This window comes from Pseudanabaena sp. PCC 6802, assembly GCF_000332175.1.
Taxonomy (GTDB): Bacteria; Cyanobacteriota; Cyanobacteriia; order Pseudanabaenales; family Pseudanabaenaceae; genus PCC-6802.
In genome coordinates this window covers 305,552-317,427 of sequence record NZ_KB235914.1, presented here as the reverse complement: position 1 = coordinate 317,427, position 11,876 = coordinate 305,552, and the positions used below count along the sequence as shown (strand labels likewise).

At 47.7% G+C, this 11,876-nt stretch carries 9 protein-coding genes; 6 read left to right on the top strand and 3 right to left on the bottom strand.

Annotation, left to right across the window (positions count from 1 at the left end):
- Window positions 1-5: 5 nt before the first annotated feature.
- Together PSE6802_RS0106745 and PSE6802_RS0106740 are read left to right on the top strand one after the other, a co-directional pair.
- Window positions 6-296, top strand: a complete 291-nt coding sequence (locus PSE6802_RS0106745; protein ID WP_019499289.1) for a hypothetical protein — start codon at window positions 6-8, stop codon at window positions 294-296.
- Between the two features lie 6 nt (window positions 297-302).
- On the top strand, window positions 303-1,694 hold the full coding sequence (locus tag PSE6802_RS0106740) for a DUF1802 family protein (RefSeq protein ID WP_019499288.1): 1,392 nt from the start codon (window positions 303-305) through the stop codon (window positions 1,692-1,694).
- 40 nt (window positions 1,695-1,734) lie between these two features.
- Here the strand turns inward: PSE6802_RS0106740 and PSE6802_RS0106735 are convergent, their stop codons facing one another.
- The 3 genes from PSE6802_RS0106735 to PSE6802_RS0106725 are packed head-to-tail and all read right to left on the bottom strand — an operon-like array spanning window position 1,735 to window position 5,247.
- Entirely contained in the window at window positions 1,735-3,108 is a 1,374-nt protein-coding gene (locus PSE6802_RS0106735; RefSeq protein WP_019499287.1) for a hypothetical protein, read from the bottom strand.
- A gap of 23 nt (window positions 3,109-3,131) precedes the next feature.
- The gene (locus PSE6802_RS0106730; protein ID WP_019499286.1) at window positions 3,132-3,593 is read right to left on the bottom strand and encodes a molybdenum cofactor biosynthesis protein MoaE; all 462 of its coding nucleotides are present in this window, start codon (window positions 3,591-3,593) and stop codon (window positions 3,132-3,134) included.
- Window positions 3,594-3,606: 13 nt separating this feature from the next.
- Window positions 3,607-5,247, bottom strand: a complete 1,641-nt coding sequence (locus PSE6802_RS0106725) for a B12-binding domain-containing radical SAM protein (RefSeq protein WP_026103117.1) — start codon at window positions 5,245-5,247, stop codon at window positions 3,607-3,609.
- A 175-nt stretch (window positions 5,248-5,422) separates the two neighbouring features.
- Between PSE6802_RS0106725 and PSE6802_RS32510 the strand changes: the two genes are divergently transcribed.
- The 4 genes from PSE6802_RS32510 to PSE6802_RS0106705 all read left to right on the top strand — a co-directional run bounded on the left by PSE6802_RS32510 (window position 5,423) and on the right by PSE6802_RS0106705 (window position 11,737).
- Window positions 5,423-8,314: an SUMF1/EgtB/PvdO family nonheme iron enzyme gene (locus tag PSE6802_RS32510; protein WP_019499284.1), complete on the top strand. Its 2,892-nt coding sequence runs from the start codon at window positions 5,423-5,425 to the stop codon at window positions 8,312-8,314.
- A gap of 32 nt (window positions 8,315-8,346) precedes the next feature.
- Entirely contained in the window at window positions 8,347-9,462 is a 1,116-nt protein-coding gene (locus PSE6802_RS28080; protein ID WP_083901747.1) for an EndoU domain-containing protein, read from the top strand.
- 349 nt (window positions 9,463-9,811) lie between these two features.
- The gene (locus PSE6802_RS0106710; protein WP_019499282.1) at window positions 9,812-11,152 is read left to right on the top strand and encodes an NAD(P)/FAD-dependent oxidoreductase; all 1,341 of its coding nucleotides are present in this window, start codon (window positions 9,812-9,814) and stop codon (window positions 11,150-11,152) included.
- 33 nt (window positions 11,153-11,185) lie between these two features.
- A complete protein-coding gene (locus PSE6802_RS0106705; RefSeq protein ID WP_019499281.1) occupies window positions 11,186-11,737 on the top strand; it encodes a hypothetical protein in 552 nt (183 codons plus the stop codon).
- Window positions 11,738-11,876 lie beyond the last annotated feature (139 nt).

Here is an 11,876-nt window from a genome sequence, read left to right as displayed (position 1 = left end):
TACCAATGCAAGCCAGTAGTAACGAACCAACCCTACTAGATGTCATTCAAAGACTTGATAAGCTCAATACTGAATTTGATAAACTTAATACTGAGTTTGATAAGTTTAGTACTGAATTCGACAAACTCAATACTGAAGTGGAGCATTTTAGCAAAGAACTTGGGCAAACCCAAAAGTGGCAAGATAGAACTTGGGATGTTGTCAAATGGGTTGGTGGTATTTCGGCAGGACTCTCGATTAGTGCTGCGATCGCACTTGTAGGACTCTTGCTCAGATTCGCAGGTACAGGGCAGTAGAGGAAAATGAGTCAGTCAGCCCCAATTTTTAATGCCTTGTGCTTACCCATTACTGATGTTGATGCCTTAGTAAAAGGTCAATCGATCGCAGCAATATCCCAATCATTTCTGCGTCCGGGGCAGCAATTCGGACTTTATCCCGATAATTCTAATCTTGATTCTGGTAATGTTTTTGTCAACGCATGGGCTAGATGCGAGCTATGTCAAATTATTGATTCTGCTGAAGCCTTAGATATAATATCTCGCCTTACAGTCTGGTCAGTAGAAACGTTAGAGGAAATACTGGCACAAAGAGAAGTCATTTGGTTGGTTTATTTGCGAGTTTATTTATTGCCGAATTCGGTGGAAGTATCTGCCAAAGCGACAGCGCAATTCATACCTTTGTCTCATCCTATTACTGTGACCGATGACCTGCCAGTTATAGGCGATCGCGAATTTGCTAAACGTAGAGAAAGACTAGAAAACCTAGAACTTCCAGAAGATCCTGAACTAGAAAACCTGCAAATAGCAATTAGCCAACTGGCTTTTACTAACCATGCCGCCAAACTATTAGCTGAGCAAATTCAAGTATTTCTTGGTTGGCAAGAAACTAAACCAATACAAATATCCGATCCTAATTTAGATTGGATAAAAGATAGAGAGATTGTTACTTTAGGCGATCGCAGTAAAGAGCAAGATGAGGGAAAAAGTAACTATCAGGCTGGAACGGATTTTGAAAATATTGTGCGAAAAGGTCTTGAATTCCTTGGTTTTAAAGCTGATTACGCACATAAAGGTGGAGCAGGAGGATTAGATTTATTGTGTCTAGAACCGTTTCCCCTCTTTGGTGAATGTAAAGCTGGGAAGAAGATACCTAACGATACAGCAGTACAACTACTTAACTTAGGAACACTTAGAAAGCAAGAACTTTTTGAGACAGCAGCTAAGTTAATTATCGGTTCAGGAGAGCCGACAGAGCAACTCGAAGATGCGGCAAAAGTACATGGTATGGCAATTATAAATCCTACAACATTACAAAATTTGGTCGAACTTAAAGCAAAATATTCTGGCTCAATTAACTTGATCGAACTTAGAAAGTATTTAGTGGCAGGACGTAGCGACGAAAAAGTTGATGAATATATTCAGAAAGTTGAAACTGAGATTAGATTGCGGTCGCATGTAGTTCAAGCAGTAAAAGAATTACAAGCTCACCCAGATGAAAAACCAACACCACTTGCTATCAGGGTACAGTACAACGCCAAATTTATCAAAGATAGAGAACCTAGATTGGAGGATCGAGAAATCCACGATTTGCTCGTAGAACTTTCATCGCCCCTAGCAGGTTATTTGGGTAGAGAAAGAGGAAATGATTGGCGGAGCGATCGCTTTTACTTTCTCAGGGATCTAACTATAGATTAGGACAAGGATAACTTTTTTTATGCTTACTGACGCTAGATCGTTATCTAGATGATGAAGCTGTGGAGGTTTCTTTAATTGATGCCTGAATGGTTTCTAGCGAAATAGGGGTTTTGCCATCGCCGGGGACTTCCACGACAACTAAATAACCTGATAAACTACCACCGCCTAGATTGGTGAGCGTTCTCAAAATCTTTGGCATATCCGATTGAGAGAGATTGCCGCGATCGTCATATACTTCCAAAGCGGAAAGACATCCAATTGTCGGACTCCAGGTATTGTTGCCCAGTTGAGGGCGATTGCCTGGGAAGTAGTTAGCTCCTTCACCGCTACCATGAATCCGAAATAGCGATCGCCCGTACAATCCCGCCCAGTAGCTTTGCTGCATGGGAAAATAGTTTTGCCAGGAAGTTGGTAGCAATGTCTGATATTGTTGGATATTGCCTCTAAAAGTCCCCTTTTGCCCTGGCAAAAATTCCTTCACTCCTCCTTCAAAAGGCACGAATAATTTAACTAATGGGAACTGCCCGTAGGCGCGGAAATATTCTGTGTCCGGCTGCGGTACCGTGCCTTCGATACGATAGATACCCTGAGGAGTTTGTCCGCGAGTGAATTTCCAACTCAGATGGTGCAGCGATCGCAATAACAACGGCACAGACCATAATTGACCGTTTTGTCTGACAAACTCGCCATTCCGATCCTTTACCACTGCCTGACAAAGTACTTGACGGTTGGGTTGGCAGATGACGTAAAGATGGAAAGAATCGGGTGCGATCGTCCAGCTCAGCAAATCGGCTAAGGGTGGCGTAGCGGCTGGTGTTGCAAGGCGATCGATCTCCTTTAGGGTCGTGTAAAGCAAGACATCCTGATGCCAGCGAGGGAATCGCTGTTTGATGCGATCGCCCATCCGCACGAGTTCGCCTACTGACGCATCTCCCTTCGCCAATCCCGACAGCGACATCGCTACCCATTGCGGATCGGAACTGCGTTCCAGGGCTTGCTCGAAGCTGTTCCGAATTATCGCAAACCGCTTGGGATTGCTGGCGTATAGCTGCGTGCTCACCTGCATGGCAGCTTCCACGATGCTCCCTTGAGAGTCAGATAGATTAGGTGTAGCAGTCAGAGCGACGATCTGGCTTAAACTTTGAGCGACGAAATCATCCTGCGGTTCTGCAATGCTGGTATCCCATAGCAGGCTTTTCCAATAACCTTCATTGGCATCGACGATCGGATACAGCGTCAAGTCAAAATTCTCAGGGCGCATCTGCGTCAAACGGCTTTGTTTCTGCCAACTTCTTGCCGATGCATTTGCCAGCGACTCAATCGAACCGTTCTGAGCGCTGGCTAATGATGGGGAACAAAGGACGATCGAGCAGGCGATCGCGCTAGCTAAGCGGACTAAACCTGGATTTTTCATAGTGACTGTGAATGAGAAGGAGCTTACGGCAAATTACACTTGCCAATATTAACCCAAGTACTATCACCGTCAAGCCAGTATTCTTTTTTCCAGATGGGGGCATTTTGTTTGAGCGCGTCGATGGCATAGCGGCAGGCATCAAACGCCTCCGCGCGATGGGGAGATCCCACGGCGATCGCGACGCTAATTTCACCCACCCTTAGCTTGCCCAAACGATGATGAATTACAACGCGACTAACATCGGGATACATGCGCCGAATATCCTGCGTAATTTGCGCAAATATCCTTAGAGCCATCGGCTCGTATGCCTGATAGTCCAGATGGTCTACAGTTCGACCTGCGGTTTGCTCCCGCACCATACCACTCATCAGCACCACCGCCCCATTTGCCGATGTATCCGCCAGCCTGTAAACCTCAGCCACATCTAAAGGTTCGTAGGTGAGCCTGAAATCGCTGGTTTCTTGCAAAATATCTACTGATGTCATATACATTCACATCCTATTGCCGATCCGGTTTTATCCTATATGCTAGTGAAGTTTCTAGATGTTTCTGTAAAGTATTTGCAGGTAGAGGCCCGTGCAAGTGCTGCCAGGGTAAAACGCGATCGCTTTGCCAATTTTCGTAAACGTAGGCTTCGAGTGGAGGTATTTGACCGCGCAGTTGCTTAAAGGCGCGCTTGTACATGCCGTCGCTTGGCACTGAGCCACCGCTATATTCGTATACCAGTCGTAACAAAGCCTGGAGGCGGCGATCGCCCCTGGAAATCGCCGCTTGAATTATGGAGTCTTTATAGCTTTCTGGACGAAAGTCAATCCCTTTTGGAGCTAGTTGTTTTTGCAGATACTTCAGTTTTTTATCGGCGCTGGCATCGACTCCCATCCATTGCCAAGGCGTGTGAGATTTAGGTACGAACGTGCTGCAACCAAAACTGATTCGGAGTTTTGGAGCGGCTTTTTTGAGCGATCGCAGCATTTCTACAGTCTCTTCGAGATCGCGATCGATTTCACCAGGAACGCCCACCATGCCATATAGTTTGAGCGCGCTCAACCCGCCCACCTGAGCGTTAACCGCCGCCTGTATAATTTCGTCGTTGTGCAGCTTTTTATTGATAATCTGACGCAGGCGATCGGAACCGCTTTCTACAGCGACAGTTACCGAGCGACTATCGCGGCTGGCAAGGGTTTGGGCTAGCTTCACGCTTAGCGTATTCGCGCGCACAGATGCCAAACTGAGTCGGACTGAATCAAATTGGGGTTGGGCAAGATAGTCCAGCAGCAGATCGAATTCTGGATGCTGAGTAATCGATGCTCCTAGTAAGCCCAAGCGATTGGTTACTTTCAAGCCCCTGTCTATGGCAGGAATCAGGCTGTCCGTAGCGCTGGGGGTACGAAACGGCAGAGTCAAATAGCTGGCTAAGCAGAAACGGCACATTTCCGGGCAGCTACGCGCCACTTCCACCATGTAGATGCTTTCCCAAGCAGCTTTAGCAGTGACCACCGCAGACGCAGAAAGGGTATTTCCCCTGTAGGTTTGTTTAGCGACAGTGGCAGGAATATCGGAGTCAATGGGTTGAATTGAGGCGATCGCCCCTTCTGGCGATTCGTAGGTTATGTCATAGAAACCGGGCACGTAAATACCAGGCACCTTTGCCAAGTGCTTGAGCTGAGTATGGCGAGGCCGATCGCGTACCTGTTGATAGGCAGCCAGCATGTTGCCAATCAGTTCTTCCCCATCCCCCAGCAAAACAAAGTCAAACCAATCGGCAAATGGTTCGGGGTTGGCAGTCAAAACTGGACCGCCGCCAAAAACTAGTGGCGAGTCAGATGCGCGATCGGTGCTGCTAATTGGTACGCCCAAATGCTCTAATGCGGCTAGAATATTGACATAGTCCAGTTCCCAGGAGAAAGAAAAACCTAACAACTCCGCATAGCGTGGCAATGGTTCGCAGTCATCCGTAAACCAGCGGCTGACAGCTACTTCCGATCGCATTGCCAGATCCGCCCAGATCGTCTGATAACCCAAGCTAGTAATGCCAACCGAGTATGTATTTGGAAAAGCAAACACAACAGGGATAGCATTACCGTGCGGTGTAGCAAGTTCAAACAGATGGTGTTCGGAACTAAAATTACTGTGACTCAACGCTTTGATGTGTTAAAACTACTGCTATAGCTAACAGGCTGAGAGCGGGTGCAGGGGATCCACCCCTGCGTGGGGGCGCAACCCCACACCCCCTGCACTAACAGATCTATCTGCGGCTATATCAGTTCTAAGGTAGCAGATCCCTGCAATACCTCATATCCAAGCACTAGGAATTATGGAGTTCTGGTCTAAGTTTAAGCAAGGTTTAGAAGCTTTATGTCAGACTGAAAGCTGTCGGCCCGTTTGTCACGCATCCGTGTTAGACGAGGCGATCGCCTCCGATCTGACATTGGCGATGCTCGTCCAGCGGCTCTGGCTGATACAGCTTAAACTCCGTGCCTTAGAGAATCGCGACGACACGCTCTCCGACGATACTGATGCAGATCTAGAGGCAAAGCTAAACCCAGAATGCCAGCAAAAGCTATTGGAATTCAGGCAACTGCTGGCTAACAAAATGCAGCCCTCTGAAATTGACTCTAGCCAATCCGAGCAATTTCTCCAGTGGCGGCGATCGCGCCAGAAAGATCTACAGCAAAAGCTACAAACAACCGAGCGACAAATTATTCTGGCTATCCGTGCCAGCGATCGCCATACGGCATTAGTGCAATTTAATCTACAGTCAAATACTTCAACCACGAGCGCGAAGTTAGGAGCCAGAGCGACTGCAAAGTCGAAAATTTGGGAGGCTATTAACCAAAATCTACATCTCTCAGATGCGTTCGATCTTGAGATGAGCAGGTTCAGTATCGTTCCAGTTCAAATTCTTCTACATATACCAACCTCTTCCGAAGCAGATTTAAACGATCTGACGCTGTTCCCAGAACTAACGGCGCAGTTAGAACAGTTTTGTCAGTTCTACAGAGATCGCGATCGGCCAGTCGATCTGTTAGCTGACAACTGGTTCCCGGAAGCATTTGCCGGGGAGTCAGCGGTGGCTGAAATATTTACGATGCTGAAAACAGAACCGATCGTAGTTCTGGAATCTGACGTGTTTGCCGAGATTTTATACTTGCATTCAGGCCACTGGGGCTTGTCCTGCACCGAGTATCGCTACGTACCAGGAGTATTAGAAATCGACCTGCGGCAGTGTCTTAACAGTCTAGCCAAACAATCTACTTTAGAGTGGTGGAAGGGCTTAAAGCAAGCTACTGCTAAAGGGATATCGCCGGAGGAATACAGTCAAAACTATGACCCTAACAGTATCCCTATCTTTATCGAAAATCTAAAAGCGATCGAGCAGGAGCAAAATGCCCGTCAGAGTGGAATAGATGTGGATACTTCTGGTGTATCGTATGTTTTTTGTCAGTCAGACTTAGATCGATTGAAGCAATACATTGCAAGTTCCTATTGTATATCGATTGGATTGCAACTGGATGAATATTTTCTCCTCAATCCCATCCCAAAATTGAGACTGAGACCGTTATTGCCGGAGTTCTTATCTCAGTTGCTGAGAGATGTCCCATCACAGGAAACGAGCGAGCTAGTCAAGCTAATTGTGATGCGGTATCAGTCTCTCTATCAAAGTTTGTGGGAACGGGAACCTCTATCTTATCCAGAGCTATGCCTAGATCTAGGTTTGAGCTTGAGCCACTTAAGCGATCGCTCCTGGGCGCAAGGGCAGATCGTCCGATCTATGAACGCATGGCTAGATCTACACAACATCACGCCACTACCACCGCATCAAGATAGAACATTTAACGATCTAATTAATACTACGATCGCAAACACCACTTTAGAAGACTGGGATTACCTCAATCAGCTCAATCAGTCTCTTACCGCCATAGGATACAGTCGCCAAGTTAGTTTTGCCGACTCCTACTTTGAACGCGGGAAACTAAAATATTATGCCGAAGACTACCAGGACGCAATTCCCAACTTTAGTCAGGCGATCGCTCTGGACGATTCGTACGTAGAAGCATACCTGTACCGGGGACTGGCTTATACTAGCCTGGGGAAATATCAAGTAGCAATTGACGACTACAGTCGAGTGATTGAATTGCAGCCGGACCTGTCAAGAGCCTATAATTATCGCGGTAATACCTATCGTGAATTAGGCGATTGTCTAGCTGCGATCGCCGATTACGACCGGGCATTAGCTTTAGATCCCAATTTAGCGAGCGCTAACAGCGATCGGCAAATCACCCTGGACATAATGGCAGAAGCAGAGCGTCATCAATTGGCAGATCGTCGGATAGAGAGCGGTTATAGTCGCGAATTTGAGTATGAAGTAGTCAGGTTAAACTCCAATGGCAAGGAAATCAATCGTCGTGTCAACCGAGCTAAGCTCTTGATTCAGGACATTACTTCATCATCCGAATTATCTGCCATTCTGGAAATGGTATATGTCCCCAGTGGCGTTTGCTTTATGGGTTCATCTGACAGAGAAGCAGGTAGAGAAATGACCGAAGGCCCGCAGCACTGGGTGAATATTTCCAGGTTTTTCATGGGCAAGCACCCCGTCACCCAGGCTCAGTGGCAAGTAGTTGCTAATTTACCTCCCTCCAACCCAGCTAAGCCTCTGGTGCTTAACCCCGACCCATCGGAATTTAAAAGCTCAGATAGACCCGTAGAAAGCATTTCATGGTTCGAGGCGATGGAATTTTGCACTCGCCTGTCACGAGCCACTGGTAGGGATTATCGCTTACCTAGCGAAGCCGAATGGGAATATGCCTGTCGAGGCGGCACAAAGACACCCTTTTGTTATGGGCATACGATTTCGACCGACTTAGCTAACTATGATGGTTCCTCTGGCTATGGCTTTGGCCCTCTAGGAGAATATCGCACCCAAACCCTTGCCGTAAATAGTTTCTCTGTCTGTAACCCCTTTGGCCTAGCTGACATGCACGGTCAAGTATGGGAGTGGTGTGCCGATCCTTGGCATGACAACTACAAGGGCGCACCCAACAATGGAAGCATTTGGGAAGAGGATGGCGACGATGAATATCGCGTCGTGCGAGGGGGATCGTGGTTTGCGATTCCGGGTCGTTGTCGTGCTGCTGCGCGTGGTAAGTATACGCCGGACGTTTGGTTAAATCAGATTGGATTTCGAGTAGCGCTATCGATGTAAATAACTTTGGATGGGTACTTATGGAAATTTGGATGGGAATTTCAATCGCGATCGCCAGAGCGATCGCTTTAGGTGTATTAACTGCAATACTAACGATCGCAATATTCATACCCGCCAACATCCTTCAAGCTCAGGTTCTGCAATCCGGCACATTCACTGCAAGCCGTGCTTGTGCTGCCCCTAGAGCGATAAATGGTGCAAACCCAGGCAATGTTCGGGTATCAAAGAACCAGAAATATAACGCGATCGGGTTTAATAGCACAAAGCGAGAATATATCTGGCTCGAAATTCCCGGTGTTACGCCGCAACGACGCTGGGTTAGTGCTACATGTGGCACATTTAGTACTGTCAGTAACAGCTCGTCGAGTAGTGCGGCAAGTAGTGCCTCAAGTACCTCTTCGATCGCTAGCAGCCAGCCCAATAACGCTCTCCTGCCATTTTTCGATACCTCTACCAGCGAAGTACTGGTAGAGGTGAACCGCCCCCAAAGGCGAGTTGTAGATATCACACCTCCACCGCCGGCGCTCAATGATTTCGATCGCGCAGTGTTGCGTACCTGCGGCCCAATTGGAACGAAGCTCAAGAGTAGCGATGTGAGGCGATTGCTATCCGAGTACCCATCCGTGGTCAGTGCTATTCGTGCTGCGGTCGGAGGCTCATTAGTCGCGGGGCGCAATTCGCCAGCAGAATTTTTGGACGATCTCACCTCAATTTGGACAAAGCGAGAGGGTTTCGAGCATATCTTTTGTGGCGAGCTAGAAGGAGCAACCAAAATTGGCGGTTTACATTTCTTGGGGCGATATCTGCAATTGCAGCAAAATGGGCAAGGCGGTCGTCTAGCGAATAACCGCGATCGCGAGGAAGTCATCCCTGGCGTGCTTTATACCTTGGGTGTAGTAATTAAGAAGGATGGGCAAACCTGGACTGACGAACTCAAGGGTTACTCCTATGTTAACAATGCTGAGGAGCTAATGCTTGCTGCCACCAAAGCCTATAAAGAGCGGGGGAACGCCCAGGGTGCATGTATTCTATCTGTACGGGATGCCGACTCAGGCAAAAACTATCAGGCAGTCTTTGTCAAAGATAGAGATGCGATCGTGACGTTTTATCCCGATGCTACTCCTCAAGGAAGATCTTGCGATCGCTAGTAAATCTGCCTTGGGCGGCAACACCCCCAAATCCCCTTCTCGTTTTCATCTAAAAATTGCTATATAGCCGTAGACAGATCTGTTAGGACAGGGGGTGTGGGGGCTGCGCCCCCACGCAGGGGAGGCAGGGCGGTCTTGGGGGTTCCCCGCTAGAGCCACTGCCGTGTGGAACCCCTGCACCCCGTCCTAAGCCTATTGGCTATAGCTATACTATCCGTGGCAGTGAGAACCTTATGGCGTTGAATAGTGGCTGACGCTACATACCATTTCAGTAGCATTTCAGCATAATGAAGAAGTCAGACTCCGATCTGCATAAATTCCCCTCTGCCGATCCCATGAGGTAATTGTGATGCAAACAATAATAGCTAATAGCTCCGATCGCTACAGTTCTGCCAAAGCCGATCCTAACGCTCATCATGTCGTAGTTGTGGGCGGTGGGTTTGGTGGGTTGTATGCGGCTAAGGAGCTAGGTAAATCCCCCGTGCAGGTTACTTTACTAGACAAGCGTAATTTTCATCTCTTTCAACCGCTACTCTACCAGGTGGCAACAGGCGGCTTATCCCCGGCGGACATTGCCTCTCCTTTGCGAGCCATCCTGGCAAAGCACAAAAACACAAGGGTGCTCATGGGTGAGGTTACCGGTATAGATACTCAAAAACAAACACTAATTACCCGCAACGGGGAAACTATTGACTACGACACGCTAGTCGTTGCCACTGGCGTGAGCCATCATTATTTTGGTAACGATTGCTGGGCAGAGGATGCTCCCGGACTTAAGACCCTAGAAGATGCCGTAGAAATGCGCCGTCGTATTTTACTGGCGTTTGAAAAGGCTGAAAAGGAATGCGATCCCCAAAAGCGGCGCGCCCTTCTGACGTTTGCGATCGTTGGGGGCGGTCCCACTGGTGTAGAACTGGCAGGGGCATTGGCCGAACTCGCTCATGGTACGCTGAAAAGCGACTTTAGCAGTATCGATACCACGGAAACGGAAATAGTATTGATTGAAGGTACCGATCGCATATTACCAACCTATCCTGCCGACCTATCCTTAGAGGCAGCGCGGGCGCTAAAGAGTCTTGGCGTGCAGGTTAAGACCCAAGCTCTAGTCACAGAAATTAGCGATAAGGTGGTGGCTGTTCGCAGTGGCGATCGCACAGACTACATCACGGCTGAAAACATCCTCTGGGCAGCGGGAGTGCAAGCATCGTCGATGGGAAAAGTTTTAGCCGACTGTACTGGCGTACAGCTAGATCGAGCTGGCCGAGTAATTGTCGAACCAGATCTAAGCATTGCCAACTATCCTAATATTTTTGTAATTGGCGATCTGGCAAACTATGCCCATCAAGGCAATAAACCCTTGCCTGGTATAGCTCCAGTCGCAATGCAGCAGGGAAAATACGTGGCAGACCTGATCGAAGCCCGACTGGTAGAAAAAAAATTACCAGCCTTTCGTTATGCAGATTGGGGTAACTTAGCTGTAATTGGCAAGCATGCGGCAGTAGTAGACATGCGCTTCTTAAAGTTTACGGGCATACCCGCATGGCTAATCTGGACTTTCTTACACATTTATTACCTAATTGAATTTGATAATAAGTTATTGGTATTGACTCAATGGGCTTGGAACTACTTTACTAAACAGCGAGGAGCAAGACTGATTACAGGGGGCGAGAAAAAGGATGAGGCGACCTAGTATACTTTTTTGAAAGTAACTTGCCCTGTTCCGATGAAAAAAGTAGAGTCCTATTACAATCGCGAAGGCAATATCTATCTAATCGAGCTGAAATTCAACAATCTGCACCAACTATTTAATTCATTCGATCCATCGCCGTTCTTAGAAAAAGATCTTGATGACAAAGTGGAAAATTATATCGTCCAGTCAGTGTGCGAGTTCCCACTCAAAACCACCCTGAAGTTAGTGTTTTACTTGCCCGATGAGTTGAAGAAAGAAGCAAAACAGATCGTCCCAGAAGCCATCCATCACTATTTCGACTATCGCAGGCAGACTAAAGATAAGGAACTGCGCGCCATCCTGCGTGAAGGGCGCGTTGCTTTGATCGTGGGCTTGGTATTCTTATTTTTCTGCATTAGTGTCAGTGGATTAATTGGCTGGCTGAATAATCAGACGTTAATTGACATTTTCAAAGAAGGACTGCTAATTATCGGCTGGGTGGCTATGTGGCGACCGCTGGAGATATTTCTATATGACTGGTGGCCCATTGATTACAGCCGCAACATTTTTGAAAAGCTCAGTCATATTGCCATAGAGATCCGTTAGCTATAGCGGTTTTCAGATGAAAACGAGAAGGGGGTTTGGGGGCGTTGCCCCCAAGAAGGGGAAGCAGGGCGGTCTTGGGGGTTCCCCGCTAGAGCCACTGCCGTGTTCCACCCCTTCACCCCAAAAATAAAACCCGTTC